This window comes from Chryseobacterium ureilyticum (genome assembly GCF_900156735.1).
GTDB classification, from domain to species: domain Bacteria; phylum Bacteroidota; class Bacteroidia; order Flavobacteriales; family Weeksellaceae; genus Chryseobacterium; species Chryseobacterium ureilyticum.
In genome coordinates this window covers 1-17,616 of record NZ_FTOL01000015.1, presented here as the reverse complement: position 1 = coordinate 17,616, position 17,616 = coordinate 1, and the positions used below count along the sequence as shown (strand labels likewise).

The window sequence follows — 17,616 nt, the reverse complement described above, 5'->3', positions numbered from 1 at the left end:
CACATTGACAGTACAAATATACAATATTTTTTAATTATGGATATATCACAATTTACCTCATTACTTAATAAAAAATCTAAAGAGTTAAAAAATTATACCATTACTCAATTCCCGTCTAAAGCGGGGAAAATTGCAATGCGATTTGTCAATAATAATTTCAGGGAACAGGGATATCGCGGAACTACCTTTAAAGCATGGAAAGCTAATAAACGTGGAAGTACTATTCTTGTTAAGACTGGAAAATTACGGGCAGCAACTTATTTCACAACTCAACCAGGGCAATTCACTATTAAAAACCCTATGAAGTATGCAAAAATACATAATGAAGGTTTTTCAGGAAAAATAAAGGTTAAAGCACACTCACGGAATAAGTATAAAAAAACGAGAGTCGGAAATCAGACAATGACAATGAAGTCAGGTCAAGGGAAAGTAAAAGCTCATGACAGAAATGTTAATATTCCACGTAGACAGTTTATCCCAACAGAAGACAATCCAAGCCCTACACTTTACAAAAATATTCTACGAGCTACAGCAAAAGACATTGATAAAATAATGAATAAATAAATATGGAAACATTACAAAATATAGAGGAAAATTCAAAATATTTCTTCCATCAAATTTTAATGGATCTTTATGATAGAATTTCAACTGAGGTTACGGAAATTACATATATAGATCAGGATTTGGGACAACTGGGTCAAACCGGAGACAATGAAAAACCACCTTTGTCATATCCTGCAATCCTCATTGACTTTCCCGATTCAGAATATTCAGACATTGCAGGTGGAGGTCAAATAGGAGAAGTACCAATCTCTTTTCAACTAATTTTTGATACGTATAGCCAGACGTGGCATAAATCACCCAAAAATGTTATTATTAAAGGATTGGATTATCTTAAAATTGAACAGAAAATCCATAAATGTCTGCAAAGCTGGCACCTTGATTATTTCTCACCATTAAGCAGGAAAAGTGTAAAAAGCCAAAATAATAATGATATCGGGTTACGTGTAAGGCAATCAATATACACAACGCAATATGAAGACTATACCCCAATTGAGGAGGATATAAAAGAAGTTACATTTAGCTTTTCAGGATCTCTTAAAAAAGAGTAAGCTGTTGTTCTGTTTCCTGAGTAGGGAATACCATCCCTTTAATATTCATCCATTGACGGTAAGATATGAATATATTATGCTGTGGAAAGTAATTGTTAAGAATTCGGGTATCAGGAACATCAGCGTGCTTATATTGGTTGTAAACCGATATAATATATTTTGCGCGCTTTATATAATTGTTCCTGTTATATGCCATTGGGACAAAGGTACAATCAAGGAAAAAGCCAGTCAAGCTGGCGTTAATGTGCATTAAAAAACCCGCTTAATCTGCGGGTTTTATTTTTTAAAGAGATTTCTGTTTGAATTTATGCAGAATAGAAAAAAAATTTTCAATAGAAGTTATTTTTTTCATTAACATAAAAAACAAAAAACAAAACTGCTCCCGTTAAAAACCCCAATGTAGATAAATTTTTAAGGGTCTTTCCTATAGAACATAGTTTCGATGTAAAGCTTTCAACCGGAAATAAGTTTAAACCCTCTGTTTTCACTTCACAACCTCTCATTAAAGCAAAAGAAATAATTAATGCCGCGATGGATCCGACAAATATCCATGCTATGATTTTAAGTATATTCATTTGGAGTTATTTAGGACCAAATATAATAATATTCTTTTTTAAATAATCTCTACCTACAATAATACCAAAAGCAAAAAATTCTATAGGGTTAATTTCCTTCTCAGGATCATTAGGGGTTAATATTAAAGTTGAATTATGCTGATCTTTTTTTTCAATTGTGATATCAAATAAAATAGAGAAACCTATTCCCATTGAATTAGTCTTTAATGCATCTTTAATCTTTTGCATTTCTTCATTACTTGTAGTATATTTTAATGTTTTCATTTAATAAAATTTTTATTCACAAAAGTAAACTCCAATTAACAAAAAAAGCTATGGGATACCGTAGCTTACTTTAGTTCTTTTAATTAGCTAAATCAGGCTTAAAAAAGGGTTTTTCAAATTCTCTCTCAGCAACTTTAAACCAAATGTTTTCATCTGATGGAAGTTGATTGCCTTTTACAGCACATTTTGTTGTAAAATAATGTTTGACGAATGTGCTGCCATGTATCGGTTCTTCATTATAGGTTTCAAATTTTAATATTAAATATCCCTTCTTTTTTAAAGCTTCTAAAACTTCATCTTCTGTATATTCATAGCCATTTATTTCCATTTTCTTTTATTTTGATATTGTCTGTTGTAGGGGTTTGTTTGGTTAGGTGCGGGCTTTTCAGCTTTCTTTATTTCCGCTTCCAAAGATTGAGCTGACAGAATAGCTTTTGCAAAATTTTCTATTAACTCTTCTGTATTACTGTTGATTTTTTTTAATACAGATACTAACATATCTGATACGTGATCGAGATCATAACCAGTTGCTTCAGAAACCTTATTGATTTCTTCTGAATACTGTACATGTTCTTCTAAGCTGTATGTTTTGCCGGATATCCTTCCGGATATTATAAGTATGTTCATTTAAAATAGGTTTAAATAGGTTTTAAATTAACTGGCGATGCAGTTCATTTTTCATTTGTAAAATCGCGTTGGATTCGTAGGATCCAAATTCATCCGGAAAGTAAATTTCATAGTCTCGTAGATATACCAGCAAAGCTTCAGCTTTATGATAGGATAACTTTAAAACAAAGGATTTATCTTTTTGTCTGGTCTTGATCGCTTTTTGCAAAAGTTCTGTCCGAAGTTCCATACAGATTGATAAAACACTTCTTGAATTCTTAGCTTGGTTCTGTAAAACTAAAGAATCAATGATCTGCATACTGTTGTTTAAAACAAGTAATTTACTATTGTCAAGTGTAAGCAGGGTTTTCATTTTTTAAAAGATCTTTTATTTCGATTGCTTTACACTCAAAATTCTTATTAATACTTATCATTGTGTGATACTCCCTTATATTATATCCAATTGTACTATGATCGCGTTTTAAGAACTTTCCAATCTCTTCAAGGGTTAGGCCTTGACCTCTCAAAATGTAACAAATTATCTTCCTAGCATCACACAGGTGTTGTTTTCTGTTTCCAGATCTCACTTCATTGATTGATACTTCTAAAGTGTTACACATTTTTACCAGTAATCTGGCTATTCTGTATCTGCTTTTCATAATTCAATATTTTAAGTCAGAATTTTTTGATTGTTCATCCTGTTCTCTTTTTATATATTCAAACTCTATCTCAATTTCCATTTCTACCAAATGTTTTTTAGCATCAGCCATTCCAAAAACAACAATTACCAGTAGAATCCCAAATACCAACAAAAGAAGGATTAGGAAGACTTTAAATATTATTATCATGTTATTGTTCTTTTTGGTAATAAAGTTTGTAGAATTGCCCGTTTTCGTCCTTATCCTGCGTAATCAGGTTACGATCACCATGCACATAAATATGAAAGTTCGTATCAAGTTTGATGATGGTTTTAAACTTACTCTGTGCCTTTTTTACAGCACCTTCACTGATCGGAAATTCTTCTGCGATATTGATCTGCATATCCTGCTCATAATCGGTTTTAAAGGCGTTAAAACTTTCGATCACTTTTTCATCGCCTAAAACTTCATTGTTGAACTCTTCCAGATTAAATTCTTCCTTCTCCTTGAAAAATTTGATTGACTTATTCAGGAAGTCCGCCTGATCAGCTTTTAAAACTTCAAATTCTGCCGGAAGTTGCTTTTTTATGTAGTCTTTAAAAAGGTTTAAGGATTCCTGTGTATGGAAATACTCATCGGTGCGTTGTCTTACTTTCAGGAAATCCTCAAACCAGTAATACATATCCCCGTTTTTATTGTTATCTACAACAGAAAGGACAAAACCTTTTTCTTTATCCTTGTTGTAGATCAATGCTGCCTTATCAATTTTTGACAAACTGAAACCTTTATCAACTTCTATAGGCTCCAATTTATTTGGAAAAACCTTTAAAAATGGTTCTTTTTTCTCCGTTTTAAAGAAGCCGACTTTATCGACATCATTTTCATCAGTAGCAGGAAAATAAACCACAAATAAATCACCGCCTTGAATACGCGGATTTTCAGCTGATTCATATAATAGTCTACCGAGATTTTTTGACCAGGCTAACAAATCCGAACTATTTTCAAAGATTCCTGATGCTACTTTGTAAACAGGATTGTTTACCAAATATGTATCACTGTAAAAGTGATAAGTTTCTTCTGACTTAAAAGAACCTAAAAAGTAATCCTTTAAAAGATCTGTCATTTTTTCGTTTAGCTGAAGTTCTTCATCTGCTAAAGAGATTCCTTCACTTAAAATTTTGTTGCCTATGTAATGTAATGTGATTTTCATTTTAAAGTAATTTTTAATTAAAACCCAGAAACTCTGGAAATATATTTGTCTTCCAATTTTTTTAAATCTTTTTTGCTGCAATTAAGCTGCTTTTTATTTTCACGTTTATTATAACCGTTTGCAATGTCATTTTCCAGTTCTTCGATTTCTTCTTTTAGACCTTCAATTTCTAACTGTAAATCATGACATTCTTCACATACTGTTGTTTGTATGTCAGGGAGACTCGCAAAACCATCGGTCAGATCAAACCATTCACCACATGAACATGGAGTTGGCATTTCCATTTCTTCAAAATCTTCCATAATTATATTTTCTATGTATTGTATTACTCTTCGTTTGCTTCATCCAATTCTAGTGCTGTCAATTGATCAGAAATACTCATTTCCACCTCTTGCATAACCTCTTTAAATGTTTCATTATCCAAATCTTTCGTTTTTTCAATGAGGAAATTGGTTATTTCTTCAATTAATTCATCAGTTCCTTTATAATTGCTTTTTGTATTTGACATGATTTAAATTTTATAGTTTAATTAAGATTTATATTTTTTGTTGATTTTTCCCACCATGCTTTCGTCATAGGCTTTTTTGCGCTTTTAGCATTATTACTTTTAACGCCTTGGAGCTGGAGGAAGACTTTTTGAAGTTCTTCGATAGAATGGGCATTTAAATGCTTTTTAAAAACACTTGAAACATACATCCAATTATTGAACTTGTGAAAGTCATTTGGTTCCTTAATTCCGGTTTCCTCAGCGAGTTTTAAAATTTTGGACACCCAGCCGTTTTTTAAAAGCTGGTTCTTAAGATCATTGTTTTCCTCTTCCACAGTTTTATCAGTGGGGACATAAATTGATAGAAGCTTAACAACTTCATCATCTGTTAAATCATCAATCAGGGTGGTTTTATAGCCTGTAAAGCCGTTGATTTCAATGGCAACATCAATGGGACGTTTATTGGAGAAAATCTCCTTTAATTTTTCTTTTGGTTTCATAAAGTGTATGATTTTGTTTTAAAGTTGCTTTGCTAGTTTTTGGTATTTTTTCTTTTTTGCTTCGGAGGTGGACCATTCGTTATATTCATTTTCTGTAGTATTAGCATAATCGATAATTTGATTTGAATCACTTTTATAGAATTTCTTCATCTCTATTTCGGAAGAAAATGGGACTATTACTGTCAACGCTTTTTCTCCATATTCAACCGGAACAAATGTTACTTTGAAATACCGCATAAAGTTGATTTGTTATTTTAATATTTCTTTTTCTTTAAAAAAGTAAATCAGTAATTCATACTCATCACCTTCTATTTTTCGTTTGATTTGATGCCTTGTTTTCTCAAATTTGAAATCTCCCAACCAAAGAGTAATCTCAATTGTAATGACAAGGTTAAAAGCTTTCATTGCCTTTATCTCTTTGAACTCCTTATCCATTATAGGGTATACTCCGATGCTTATAACATCAGTTTTTTGCTGGAACTCAAATTTTGTAAGATCTAATTTCACAAGGCCGATGCCTTCCATTGGTGATTTCATTCAGTTATTCTATGTTTATAATTTTTATTTGCTTCCCCGGTGGGATTCGAACCCACTCCAGCCCTTATACGGGGAAAAACCTAAATTATTGACTATCCTGCCAGTTCTTGATATCGGAATCATAAACCTCTTTAAGATTTGCTATTCCTCTTACACCTTCTGGATATTGGAGACTTTCTTTACGTTCATTTGATAATAAATACTTTCCAAATGACACAAGATTTTTTTCTGCTTCAGTGCCATCAGTTACTGCCTTTTCAGCTAATAAGGCTGCGGTCTCATACTCAGTTTGAGCAATACAGATTAATCGAATTTGTTCCGGGTCCTGATTTCGAGGATCATTTTTAAAATCCTCCAATGCATTCAAAATACTTGCTGTTAGACTTTGAATAAAAAAAACGTTACCCGGTTTTTTATTTTCTAAATTGAGACGGAGACGCTTTTCTCCGAATGATAAATTTGACATAATGATTATTTTTTTTGGTTAATTTCATTTGTTGTAAATACTGCCATAATAACTGAACCTATTATAACTCCAGTAACAAAACACACTGTTGATATTCCTGCTATTAATTCCATTTTAAAAAGAAAAATTTAAATTGATTAATTCCCACACATTGTTTTCATCACGTTTGTAAAATGAAACGTAGTCCTTACTTAGATTGTAGCTGTATGATTCTTTAAGCAGCCTAATCCCTTCTTTCCAGTTTTGATCTTCAAACCGATCTTCCATACTGTAAAGCTTTTGGACTAAAAGAATATCCAAAGACCCTTTTTTACGTTCGAGCAATGACATGATTAAATCTTTTGTATCTTGATCCCCTTCGTATTTGGATGTCAGAAAATCAACAATATGTTTTTCTGCCTGATGTGATCTTTCATCAAAAGATCCTTTACCTTAACGCTTAAATAGAATGCGGTAATTTTCGTCTTCAATTTGAAAATTCCCCTTGCCGTCTTGATGACGTTTGCTATAATCTTTAAGTAGATCATATAAACTACCCATATCAGCGAATGCTTTGTTTTTAAAAGCAGTCAAATTCTCAGATAACTGTTCCGCAAATGGAGCGAGATCCTTAATGACTGTTTTTTTTAAAGACTCATACTGTTCACGCTTTTGTTCACGCTCCTGAGCTTCAGCAGATTTTCTTTGTTGCAATTCTGCCTCTAATTCCTCGGTTGTAAGCACTTTTAGTGCATTAGTTGGTTTCATATATTTTTTAAATTTTTAAGTTCTTTGTATTGTGGATGGACTTTTAAATAATCTTCGTCCCAAAGCCAGTGGTTATTTATTGGATCATAGAAATAAAGAAGGCGGTCCTGTCCATATTTCATTTTTGGAGGCTTCCAATTTTCTTTGATAATCCATTCGTAAGCTAATTTTATTCTGGATGAACTGATCTCATGATTTTTATGTATATCGGTTCGTTCCTGCCAACTTAAAAAGCCAATTAAGCTATCAAGCTGTAAAACTCTTTTTAAGATTGTTTCATCCATGTTTATCCTGTTTGAGACCAATATTTTTGCGCTCCCTCTTCCCAAATAGTTAGGCCATCAGCATAATATTTCCCAAGGTATCGGCCTTTTGAAAATGCCTTAAAGCCTTCAACCCATATTTTCAAATCTGCATCATACTGGATTCTTATTGCTGTTTTTCCGAGGGGTTTATTTCCATCCATCTGGCTATTCCATATGAAAAGCTTGTCAGGAAACGTTTCTTTCAAGTCCAAATACTGCTCGAATGTCATCCCGGTGTACTGCCAACTATCTGTAATAATAAAGCGGGGAGATTTGCGTTTGTTCAGCCTTATTTTTAAATCTTCATACTTTTCTTTAATAAGCTGAATACTCCGTCCGCAATCTGATACATTATGTCGTTTCCAAGCCTGTTGCATTGTTCGGGATGTTCCTTCTTCCAAGCTGTTAAAAAGTACTCTATCAAATTTTGATAATGCTTTTGCCAATTCAAGCATAAAGGATGTTTTACCATTGCCGGAGTGTCCGCTGATGAACCAGGAACCGGAGGCTTCAGGTTCAGAGAAGTTATCATACCATCCGCCTTCCCATTCAATAAGATCATACTTTTTTGCTAACAGGTCCGTTGATGAAATGGCTTTTCTCATTGTTTAGGCTTGTTAAGTATTGTTCTTACTAAATTTTCCGTCAGAGGTTCTCCCATTCTTTCAGCTTCCCTCATGGCTGGAAGTAAAGCATCATGCAACTCACCGTAATTTTCACATTCATCCTGAAGGAACCTTTTTAGGTGTGGATCTGCGATGCTTGTTAAAAACTCTTTAAATCGTGTGTCAATTGGTCTTAAATGACGAATTCCATACTTTACCCTTCTATAGAACTGAGGCATTCCCGGAGCATTTTTATTTTTCAGCTTCTCAATTTTTGTAAGAAGTTGATTAGTTCCAATCATAATCAATGCACATTTGCCATATAGATGGTCATGCATTTCTTTGATATTAGCCAATGTTGCTTGCTTTAGGTACTCAGATTCATCCCAAACTATCATTGGTTCCCTGCCATCTAATTTTAACTTGATAATGTGTTTTGTGATATCTCTAAGCTTTTTTGAAGGAGAACCAACAAGAGGGATTCGCATTGATTGACCTAACTTATCCAATAGATCTGTGATATTGTCTAATGAACCCACTGTTACTTTAAAAATATCTTTTGGATTTTGTTTTAGGAAAATATCTGTACAGTAAGTTTTTCCTGATCCCGTTTCACCTATTATAATATTGGTATACCCGTGTTTTTTAGCATCAGATAAGTAAGTTATCATTTGGGTGAATTGAGGTGTTTGTCGTGGTGTCCATGCCAGTTTGTTATCAGGGTCATAATCTATGGCATCACAGATCATTCTGAAATATTTATCATCAATTTCCACATCTTTACCACCTGTGCTAATGAAATAAATATTTTTCCGCATGTAAGACAGATAATTTGCAGGCACATTTGATTTTGCGGCAAAATCATTGGCTGTATAGTCATTATCAATTAACCATTGGTTAAGGGCTGATATAATGTTATTTTTTATATTATTATTCATTGTCTAAGTATTTACTAAAGTCCATTTTATTATTAAAGTATTCCATCTGTTCATCCTCCCAACTTCGTTGTTCCTGTTTTTCAATTTTTTTATTCTGTTTTTCCAGTAGCTTTTTACCAGCATTCAAGCGTTTTGCATTTCGTTGATCTTTATGCTGTCCGCGACTGTCTACAATCAGCATTTTGGCAAGGGTATTGTTTAATTCTGGGTTTTGGATAAACATTTGGTTTACTAGCTTGCTATCTTCAGCCACACTATCTACAATCATTTGTTTAGTATCCTTATTGAAATCAAAAACCTTTTGAAGTTCTTCACTGTCGCCTTCTTGTCGGTCATATAATGCCATCGGCTGGACATATTTCTGTATAAGCATAAAGCTTATTTGCTTTTCTTCACTGTATGCTAACACTTCCTGCAGGTTATCACTGTCATATTTAATAGTCCAGTCAAGATGAGCGTTCATTCTAAAGTTGACATCAAATGAGTCATATTCCATTTTTTGCCCGTTGATCGCTACATGTAAACCGTTATGGCTTAGTTTATTGGTAAATCCAGTAGTTTCCCCGAAATGCAGTAAGAATTCTTTGTCAGAAACCACTTTTTTAGCTTTTTCCGGTATATTCGCATACGCTTGAATGTATTGATCCCTTAATTTTTCACGATCCATTTCAATCATTCGAACCAGTTGCATTACACAGCCTTCTTCATTAGGAAATGAGTGTTTAATTTTATTTATATACTCTTCGTTCGGTTGAGTATCTGATTTAACACCCTCACCACTCCAATTGGGCGCGAATTGACAATAATTTCTATTGAAATATTTAAACCAAGGCTCAATCACTTTTGTTTTAGAATTATGTGCTTTTGCAGGAGTGAATTTTTTTGATACCATTTCATAAAAAGGAGTTAATTTTTTAATAGAATATCTATCTGATTGAATCTGCAATACTTTATGTTTTGCTCCAAACAATTCTTCCGTGTGCTTTACTGCATTTTTTAAAGCCTCCTGAATGAGTTCCGGATTTTCGTGAGTTCCTATTGCATAACCGACTGGGTATTTATTAAAAGGATCTAAAACGACCACTATTGTCAATCTGTGATGATAAGTAGTTGTTGTTCTATTCTTACCATCAAGAGTTTTAGTAATAGTTGTTTTTTGATACAATAATTCGGCATCCCAACCATCTACTGTCCAGTAAGCCATCGGAATTGACGGTGCTTTTCTTTTAACCTGCATAGCCAGTTCATTATCAAAGCCTTTTTCTCCTTTTGTTCCTGCCATAACTTGCAGATTCCATTTTTTACGATAATTACCAATGGTTGAAGCACTGAGCTCTGGGAACTGCTGTAATTTTGCCACGGCATTATATATCATTGCAATTTGCTCGTTATCTAATGACCTGTGGTCTCTTAATAAGGTTCTAAGTAATGCTTCCTGTTCAGAATCTTTTACCTTGGAGGCTTTTATATTTCCAAAATTTTCAGAAACAAGACTGGAGTAACCATTTTTTTTGAAGTCTTCCAGTTTATCCTTTAATCTCCTAGCAGATTTTGGTAAAGTATGACCTATTTGCTCTTTTACCTCTGTAATTGCTTTTGCAGCATCATTCCAAATATCAGTTAAACCTCTCTTACCATTTCGGCTCTTTACAAAGGCTAAAGTTTCTTTTATGAACAAATCTAAAGCCTGAAGCATTTGAGCATTTTTTACATATTCGTCCTGCTTTTCTGGAGAAAGAGTTCTATATTCATCAAGAAGATAATAAGCAAAAAAGTCTACAGCTTCATAATCATCCTTGTAATAATTGAGAATCAAGTTTTGAGTATTGTTCTTTGGTGGGTAACCCAGTTTTTTGACTATCTTCACTTTAAATCTATCAGGGATACTATCAAATTCAACCTGCGCTTTATTGCCTAACCCTCTTCCTGTAACTACCTTGTTGATTTTACTACATCTACATAATTTTTTGTAATTAGCTTCTGACATTATCTCAGAATCTTCATACAAAATTGTAGCAGGTATTGTTAAAATATTTTGATAGAATTGATACATTTTAAATAGAATTTAAATTCATTTTATAAAGTTTTGAAAGATTGTCTAATAACAAACTTTCCAAATAGCACCCATTGATGTACTATTATTTTTTCATCGAAAAGAAAATTTACTCCGCATGTACGATGCTTAATAATTTTCTGTGCTAGAAATTTTAGATTTTTCATATTGTAATTATTTTAGTGATTCGGCTTTTTCTGCGACTGCTGCTTTTGCAGCAATTTCCAACTCTTTATAAGTTTTAATAATTAAATCAGGCATAATACCTGTTCTGTCGCCTCTCAATGACTTACGGATATAATCAAGACTATAACCATATTTATCTTTCAAAACATTCAGAATGTCTTCATTGTAATTTGTTCTTTTTTTTGTAGGTTTGCCCATTATCTTGTTTGTCTTATCGTTGGGACAAATATCGCAATATTTCGCGAATAACAAAATGTTTTCCCGTAATATTTTGCGAATAAAACATATTTCATTGATTATGAGCGGAATAAATTTGCGAATAGAACAGCTAATGAACCATTTTGCAGGCGGAAATAAGTCTGCTTTTGCTAATTTACTAGAGATTGGAGAGTCTAATGTTAGAAGTTATTTATCAGGAACAGAGCCAAAATTCAATGTTATTGAAAAGATTTGCAAAGTATTCGCAATTAATTACGAATGGCTAATCTTAGGAATTGGCGAAATGCTGCCAACCGCAGAAAATACCGATAGAACTCCACAGGTAATTACAGTAGATTCACATAATAATGACAATATAGTACTGGTTCCTCAAACTTTAAAAGCTGGATATTTATCAGGATACAACAACCCTCATTTTATTAAAAAACTTCCATCATATAGAATGCCAGGTCTGAATAATGGTATTTTTAGAATGTTTGAAATCGAAGGAAATTCAATGTTTCCCACACTCACAAATAAAAGTTATGTTGTAGGTCAGTTTGTTGAAAATTGGGAAAATGATATTAAAGATAATCAGATATACGTTGTAATTTCCAATCAAATCGCCGATGGATTAGTAAAACGCTGTATCAATAGAATAAAGAAATACAACAATTTAATTTGTAAATCAGATAATCGTAGAAGTTATCCAACGCAGAATATTGATCCATCCTCAATAAAGGAAATATGGGAAGTGAAATTACATCTTAATTTTCAATTACCAGATCCAGCTGATATATATGAAAGAATGAATGATTTAGAAGCTGAAATACAGGAAATAAAACGTCAATACCCTGTATAATGCAGATGAAACAATAATGCATTAAATTACAACAAGTTACACAATATGACATATGTAAAATAGGGTGTGTTACTTTAAAATACAATGCTTTTTCACGTTGTTTTAAGGCTAAATAACAACATTTATAATCATTTAAAAAACACTTTATGGTATCCCCTAAAGTATCCCCTAAAGTACCCCCTAATAACATTTATCTAAAAATAACAAACAAGGTTGTTGAACATAATGCTGTACTAATATGCATAAAAAAGCCTCTTTCCTTAAACTAGGAAAGAGGCTTTTATGTTATTAGGAGCTATTTTTTAAGTATAAATCAAATAAATGTTACTATAAAGGATTTAAATTTGCTTTAAATGGTTTTTAAATGGTAGTAAAATGGTACTAAATGACATTCAGTTTAGTTTTGACTCTATCTAACTTAATTACTAAAACTCTTTATTCATCGGCTTTTCAGCCATTTTATGGGTTTTTGTTTTTTGACATCCTGTCTTATGCCCTATAATAAAATTTTATCTTTTGCTGTAACAAAATTATTGTTACAGTTGTCTTATTGTACAGAAAGTCTAAGCAATCAATATTTTAATATAAATTTTTAGTAACTGAAAACCAACAACTTATAATAATTAGTAAACATTTTTAAGTACTTTGTATTGCATGATACTAAATTTATTACATATCTTTGTAATGTTAAATAACAAACCATACCAGCTATTAACTAAAATATAATAATCATGAAAACTCAAATTCTTATTGCAGCTCTATTTTTCACAGGACTTGTAACTGCACAGCAGAAAAAAGATAGTTTGAAGGTAAATTCCATTGAGACTGTCAATATCAAGAAGCAGGTTTTCAAAAAACAAGGTGATCGTCTTGTATATGATGTAGCCGCCTCTCCTATTGCTAAAGGAACTAATACTTTTAACCTTCTGAAACAAACTCCAATGATTTCCAGTATTGATGGAAAGACTCTGAAAATTCTTGGTAAGTCTGATGCGGTAATTTATATCAACAACAAAAAGACGAATATGGATTCTGAGGCATTAATTGAAATGTTGAAGTCTACTCCATCGGAAGATATCCAGAAGATTGAGGTAATTACTGTTCCGGGAAGTGAATTTCAGGTAGAATCTAAAGAAGGTGTCATCAACATCGTGATGAAAAAGAATAAGAATAATGGGTATAATGGTACGATGAAGATGCAGAATGAACAGGCTTATTACAACAATCCTAATGCGGGAGGATCTTTCAATTTCAGACAGGGAAAATGGTCCGGAAACTCTAATTTCAGAATGGGAAGCTGGACTGACAGACAGAAATATACTCTTTCCAACGGAGATTCTACTTTCAGAAATGATTCTTATGGATATAATGATGATCCGAATAAAAATTTGGGTGGTGGGTTTAATGTTGATTATGAGATCAGTAAGAATCAGAGTCTTGGGCTTTCATACAATATGAGATATAACAAAAGTTTCAATTCTATTCTGGACATGACTAACTATCAAAACGGAATATTAATGGACAGAACTGTTAATAATGAAGATGCACAAACCAGAAATCACTCTTTTAATTTAAATTATGAAATAAAAACTGATTCATTAGGCAGTAAGCTTACTTCGAATGTATCTTATCTATGGTTTAACAGGGATAAAGTAAGTTTCAATGAAAGTTTTCCTTTATATATTGATAAAGATAAGAAGGAGGAAGACCAAGCTAAATATTCTGCTTTGCGACAATCTGTTCCTCAAATCATCAATAATTATGCAGCCAATATAGATTATCTGAAAAAGACCTCAAAAGGAGCTACATGGTTGATGGGAATCAGCTATAATCATACTAATACTGACAATGATACAAGACAGGACAGACTGGAAAATAATGAGTTTGTAATAGATACGAAACAGACCAATCATTTCATTTACAAAGAAAATATTTTAGGACTTTACATCAACTATGAAAGAAAGCTGACTGAAAAGTTATCCGGAAAGGTAGGTGCCCGTTATGAAATGACCAGAAGCAACGGGGAGATTCTTGAGAAAACATCATTTGAAAGAAATTATAACAATATACTTCCTTATCTGAATTTAAATTATGCCGTTAATTCAGATCATAATCTAAGCTATACTTTTTCCAGCAGAGTGAGAAGACCAAGATTCTGGGAACTGAACCCTTCCAGAACCTATTTTACTCCAAACAATTATACTCAGAATAACCCTTTTGTACTGGCAGCAAAATTCTATAATCAGGAGCTTAATTATATGTACAAAAATGCATTCTATGCTAACCTGAGTTTTAATATGGTAGAAGATGCAGCTGCTTCTGATCTGCTTCCTTTACAAGGGACCTCAACAAAACCTAAAAGAGATGAGGACGGAAAGATCATGTATGATGAACATGGAAATATGATCATGGAAACAACAAGATTTCTAAGATATATCAGAACCAATTATGGTAAAAACAGAGAGCTTAGCTTAACTCTTGGGATGAACAAATCTTGGTTCAAAGATATATGGACAACCAACTATTCTGTAAATCTGGGATATGTTACTTACTCAGGGGGAGTTTGGGAAGATCCGACATCTCAATTAGGAGAATACGAAACTGAGGAACTTGAACCTTATATCGTTGATGTTAAAAATTATAATATGTCTGCTACCCTCAATAATACTATTCGCCTTTCTTCGAAAAAGGATTGGTTCTTGGGAGTAAATTATTTCTTCGGAAGTAAAGTAGCAATGGAAGGCGGTACAATTGGTGTAAGACAGAGTGTTGATATCAGTCTGAAGAAAATTATAGGTGACTGGACGATTCTTGCGGAAGCTAATGACTTGTTCAACCAAGGCTATTACAGAGTAAATGGAATACAGCCGAACGGAAAGTATAATAACATTACGAATTTCAATTATCCAAGATTAATAAGCATTGGTGTTACTTATAATTTCGGAAATCAGAAACTGAAAAAAGCAAGGGAAATGAAATCAGCAAATGACGCTGTAAAATCAAGAACCTAATCTATAAAAACTTACTTCACTTAACCACTCTTAAAGAAAACAACATGAAACGCATTCTTTTGTCAATAGCTGTCATCTTCGGGACCTGTGCATTTGCTCAGGAAAAGAAATCTGACACGACAAAAACCAAAAATATAGAAGGTATTACCATCACCAAACAGGTATTTAAAAAACAAAGTGACCGTCTGGTTTATGATGTTTCTGCTTCTCCTGTTGCGAAAGGAAATACTACTTTTGATCTATTGAAACAGACTCCGTTATTATCTTCAACAGATGATAAAACGTTGAAAATTGCTGGGAAAAACAATGTTCTTATTTTTATCAACGGAAGAAAATCCAATATGGATGCTGAATCATTGGCACAATTCCTGAAAAATACTCCGGCAGAAAATATTCAGAAAATTGAAGTGATCACAGTTCCCGGAAGTGAATATCAGGTAGAATCTTCTGACGGAATCATCAATATCGTTTTAAAGAAAAAAATGAGTGATGGTCTTAACGGAAATATGAGATTTTCAAATACCCAAGCTAAATACAATGGTAGCCAGGCAAGCTTTTCAGCCAACTACAGAAAGGATAAACTTGGAATAAGCGCCAGCCTTAGTGGTGGCGAGAATATTGAAGCTCAAACTTATACTCTGAAAAACAGCAGTGAAAAGGCATCCAACGAATCAACCGGTGATATTGATGATCCTAACAAAAACATTGGTGGTTATCTGAATATTGACTACCAATTAAATGATAACAGCAACTTAGCATTATCATGGAATACCTGGGCAAATAAAAGCTATAATTCTACTGTAAATTTGTTTAATACAATTATCAATAAAGACGGAACTTTTTACACATGGTCTAAAAATAAAGAGGATTCGAGATCTTATAATAATTCCCTGAATCTGAATTATGAATTAAAAACAGATTCTTTAGGCAGTAAACTGAATGTAAATGCGGCTTATCTGAATTATAAAAGATTTCAGTTTACAGACAACAATACTTTTGAATCTGATATCAACAGAACTGTAAAGAATAAATCTATTCAGCTGTTTCAGGAACTTCCTCAGATTATCAACAACTTTTCAGGGATGGTAGATTATATCCAGAAATTCAAAAACGACCTTACAATTTCTGTGGGAGGAAATTATAATAAGACCAAAACAGATAATAATACCAAAAATGACACGTATTTTTATGATTCGATAACGACAATTGAGCGTAAGCCTAATCATTTTATCTATGATGAGAACATTTATGGATTTTATCTGACCGCTGAAAAGAAGTTTTCTGATAAATTTTCTGGAAAAGTGGGTGCAAGATATGAGATTACCAACAGTTTAGGTACATCGGATAATCCACCTGCAGGTGTAGAAGATCTTAAAAGAATTGAAAGAAACTACAATAATTTTCTTCCTTATTTGAGTCTTAATTATTCTATTAATGATAAAAACAATATCTCCTACTCTTTTTCAAGCAGAATGAGAAGACCAAGTTTCTGGGAGATCAACCCTGTAAAGAATAAGCTTACAGACAATAATTATACTCAGAACAACCCATTTGTAAAAGCTTCTACAAATTATAATCAGGAGCTGATGTACATGTATAAGAATTCATATTTCGTAGTTTTAAATCATTCATATATTAAGGATGTTATTACTCAGGTTCCTTTACAGGGCTATCCTAAACATCCTAATGGAGAGGTAGGAAAAAATCTTGCCTTACGGTATATCAGAACGAACTTTGGGGATAAGCAGGAAATGTCTGCAATGATTGGAATCCAGAAATCATTCTTCAAACAGTACTGGACTACCAATTTCAGCATCGGAGCTCAGCATAACAGAAATAACGGAAGCCTGGATATGGACCCTACTACAGGAGATCGATTTGTAGATGAGGAAGGAAAACCTCTTATTTACAATAATACGATAAATTCTACCAGTCTTTTGATTCAAACGAACAATACCATCCGTCTTGATAAAGCAAAATCATGGTTCCTTGGAGTAAACTTCTTCTTCATTGATAAGCAACAGGTTGAGCTAGGTCAGATCCGTAGTTTAGCAAGTCTTGACATCAGCATTAAGAAAAACTGGAACGACTGGACCTTTGCTCTGAATGCCAATGATATTTTAAAAACCAATATTGTAGAAATCGACGATTATCAGACCAATGGAAATTACAATTACATCCACCAGAACCGATATCAAAGAAACGTTACTTTAAGCCTTACTTAGTCATTCCTAAAAATAAATACAACGATTTGATATTCAATATTTTATTATCAAATTTCGCTTAAAAATGTTGTATAAAATTGCAGAAAATCGT

General features: G+C 32.8%; 26 protein-coding genes and 1 pseudogene. 5 read left to right on the top strand and 22 right to left on the bottom strand.

The features are described 5' to 3' along the window. Window positions 1-36 precede the first annotated feature (36 nt). Both BW983_RS23100 and BW983_RS23095 read left to right on the top strand, forming a co-directional pair. A complete protein-coding gene (locus BW983_RS23100; RefSeq protein WP_076554134.1) occupies window positions 37-564 on the top strand; it encodes a phage virion morphogenesis protein in 528 nt (175 codons plus the stop codon). A gap of 2 nt (window positions 565-566) precedes the next feature. Beyond that, window positions 567-1,112 (top strand): hypothetical protein, encoded by a 546-nt coding sequence (locus BW983_RS23095; RefSeq protein ID WP_076554132.1) that lies wholly within the window; start codon window positions 567-569, stop codon window positions 1,110-1,112. On the opposite strand, the gene BW983_RS23090 is transcribed toward BW983_RS23095, so the two are convergent. The 22 genes and pseudogenes from BW983_RS23090 to BW983_RS22985 all read right to left on the bottom strand — a co-directional run bounded on the left by BW983_RS23090 (window position 1,099) and on the right by BW983_RS22985 (window position 11,427). Continuing rightward, window positions 1,099-1,308, bottom strand: coding sequence for a hypothetical protein (locus tag BW983_RS23090; protein WP_076554130.1), 210 nt, complete (start codon window positions 1,306-1,308; stop codon window positions 1,099-1,101). The genes BW983_RS23095 and BW983_RS23090 overlap by 14 nt on opposite strands. Before the next feature lie 133 nt (window positions 1,309-1,441). Beyond that, complete coding sequence (locus tag BW983_RS23085) at window positions 1,442-1,687, bottom strand: hypothetical protein (protein WP_076554127.1); 246 nt, start codon at window positions 1,685-1,687, stop codon at window positions 1,442-1,444. A gap of 6 nt (window positions 1,688-1,693) precedes the next feature. Next, window positions 1,694-1,951 carry a hypothetical protein gene (locus BW983_RS23080; protein WP_076554125.1) on the bottom strand — a complete coding sequence of 86 codons (258 nt, stop codon included), beginning with the start codon at window positions 1,949-1,951 and terminating at the stop codon, window positions 1,694-1,696. Window positions 1,952-2,030: 79 nt separating this feature from the next. Continuing rightward, window positions 2,031-2,279 carry a hypothetical protein gene (locus BW983_RS23075; protein ID WP_076554123.1) on the bottom strand — a complete coding sequence of 83 codons (249 nt, stop codon included), beginning with the start codon at window positions 2,277-2,279 and terminating at the stop codon, window positions 2,031-2,033. After that, window positions 2,270-2,578 carry a hypothetical protein gene (locus tag BW983_RS23070; RefSeq protein ID WP_076554120.1) on the bottom strand — a complete coding sequence of 103 codons (309 nt, stop codon included), beginning with the start codon at window positions 2,576-2,578 and terminating at the stop codon, window positions 2,270-2,272. Before BW983_RS23070 ends, BW983_RS23075 begins: the two co-directional genes overlap by 10 nt. Before the next feature lie 22 nt (window positions 2,579-2,600). Next, entirely contained in the window at window positions 2,601-2,930 is a 330-nt protein-coding gene (locus BW983_RS23065) for a hypothetical protein (RefSeq protein WP_076554117.1), read from the bottom strand. After that, window positions 2,908-3,216, bottom strand: a complete 309-nt coding sequence (locus BW983_RS23060; RefSeq protein WP_076554115.1) for a helix-turn-helix domain-containing protein — start codon at window positions 3,214-3,216, stop codon at window positions 2,908-2,910. Before BW983_RS23060 ends, BW983_RS23065 begins: the two co-directional genes overlap by 23 nt. 3 nt (window positions 3,217-3,219) lie before the next feature. Beyond that, window positions 3,220-3,405, bottom strand: coding sequence for a hypothetical protein (locus BW983_RS23055; RefSeq protein ID WP_076554113.1), 186 nt, complete (start codon window positions 3,403-3,405; stop codon window positions 3,220-3,222). A gap of 1 nt (window position 3,406) precedes the next feature. Continuing rightward, window positions 3,407-4,405 (bottom strand): nucleoid-associated protein, encoded by a 999-nt coding sequence (locus BW983_RS23050; protein ID WP_076554112.1) that lies wholly within the window; start codon window positions 4,403-4,405, stop codon window positions 3,407-3,409. A 17-nt stretch (window positions 4,406-4,422) separates the two neighbouring features. Next, window positions 4,423-4,707 (bottom strand): hypothetical protein, encoded by a 285-nt coding sequence (locus BW983_RS23045; protein ID WP_084184659.1) that lies wholly within the window; start codon window positions 4,705-4,707, stop codon window positions 4,423-4,425. Window positions 4,708-4,730: 23 nt separating this feature from the next. Further along, the gene (locus BW983_RS23040; RefSeq protein WP_076554109.1) at window positions 4,731-4,913 is read right to left on the bottom strand and encodes a hypothetical protein; all 183 of its coding nucleotides are present in this window, start codon (window positions 4,911-4,913) and stop codon (window positions 4,731-4,733) included. 17 nt (window positions 4,914-4,930) lie between these two features. After that, the gene (locus tag BW983_RS23035) at window positions 4,931-5,392 is read right to left on the bottom strand and encodes a hypothetical protein (RefSeq protein ID WP_076554107.1); all 462 of its coding nucleotides are present in this window, start codon (window positions 5,390-5,392) and stop codon (window positions 4,931-4,933) included. A gap of 18 nt (window positions 5,393-5,410) precedes the next feature. Further along, window positions 5,411-5,629 carry a hypothetical protein gene (locus tag BW983_RS23030; protein ID WP_076554106.1) on the bottom strand — a complete coding sequence of 73 codons (219 nt, stop codon included), beginning with the start codon at window positions 5,627-5,629 and terminating at the stop codon, window positions 5,411-5,413. Between the two features lie 12 nt (window positions 5,630-5,641). Continuing rightward, window positions 5,642-5,929 (bottom strand): hypothetical protein, encoded by a 288-nt coding sequence (locus tag BW983_RS23025; protein ID WP_076554104.1) that lies wholly within the window; start codon window positions 5,927-5,929, stop codon window positions 5,642-5,644. A gap of 85 nt (window positions 5,930-6,014) precedes the next feature. Continuing rightward, window positions 6,015-6,395, bottom strand: coding sequence for a hypothetical protein (locus tag BW983_RS23020; protein ID WP_076554102.1), 381 nt, complete (start codon window positions 6,393-6,395; stop codon window positions 6,015-6,017). 114 nt (window positions 6,396-6,509) lie between these two features. Then, window positions 6,510-6,806, bottom strand: a pseudogene (locus BW983_RS23015) (DUF3164 family protein); the annotation flags it as partial. Window positions 6,807-6,827: 21 nt separating this feature from the next. Next, window positions 6,828-7,142: a hypothetical protein gene (locus tag BW983_RS23010; RefSeq protein WP_076554098.1), complete on the bottom strand. Its 315-nt coding sequence runs from the start codon at window positions 7,140-7,142 to the stop codon at window positions 6,828-6,830. Next, window positions 7,139-7,426, bottom strand: a complete 288-nt coding sequence (locus BW983_RS23005; protein WP_076554096.1) for a hypothetical protein — start codon at window positions 7,424-7,426, stop codon at window positions 7,139-7,141. Before BW983_RS23005 ends, BW983_RS23010 begins: the two co-directional genes overlap by 4 nt. A gap of 2 nt (window positions 7,427-7,428) precedes the next feature. Next, window positions 7,429-8,052: a hypothetical protein gene (locus tag BW983_RS23000; protein ID WP_076554094.1), complete on the bottom strand. Its 624-nt coding sequence runs from the start codon at window positions 8,050-8,052 to the stop codon at window positions 7,429-7,431. Next, a complete protein-coding gene (locus BW983_RS22995) occupies window positions 8,049-8,990 on the bottom strand; it encodes an AAA family ATPase (RefSeq protein ID WP_076554092.1) in 942 nt (313 codons plus the stop codon). The genes BW983_RS23000 and BW983_RS22995 overlap by 4 nt, the downstream gene beginning before the upstream one ends. After that, entirely contained in the window at window positions 8,983-11,043 is a 2,061-nt protein-coding gene (locus BW983_RS22990) for a hypothetical protein (RefSeq protein WP_076554090.1), read from the bottom strand. Before BW983_RS22990 ends, BW983_RS22995 begins: the two co-directional genes overlap by 8 nt. Window positions 11,044-11,217: 174 nt before the next feature. Beyond that, a complete protein-coding gene (locus BW983_RS22985; protein WP_076554089.1) occupies window positions 11,218-11,427 on the bottom strand; it encodes a hypothetical protein in 210 nt (69 codons plus the stop codon). Window positions 11,428-11,527: 100 nt separating this feature from the next. Between BW983_RS22985 and BW983_RS22980 the strand changes: the two genes are divergently transcribed. From BW983_RS22980 to BW983_RS22970, 3 genes are all read left to right on the top strand, one after another. Further along, on the top strand, window positions 11,528-12,289 hold the full coding sequence (locus BW983_RS22980; RefSeq protein ID WP_076554088.1) for a LexA family transcriptional regulator: 762 nt from the start codon (window positions 11,528-11,530) through the stop codon (window positions 12,287-12,289). 731 nt (window positions 12,290-13,020) lie between these two features. Next, window positions 13,021-15,300, top strand: coding sequence for an outer membrane beta-barrel family protein (locus tag BW983_RS22975; protein WP_076554087.1), 2,280 nt, complete (start codon window positions 13,021-13,023; stop codon window positions 15,298-15,300). A 44-nt stretch (window positions 15,301-15,344) separates the two neighbouring features. Further along, window positions 15,345-17,525: a TonB-dependent receptor domain-containing protein gene (locus BW983_RS22970; RefSeq protein ID WP_084184655.1), complete on the top strand. Its 2,181-nt coding sequence runs from the start codon at window positions 15,345-15,347 to the stop codon at window positions 17,523-17,525. Window positions 17,526-17,616 lie beyond the last annotated feature (91 nt).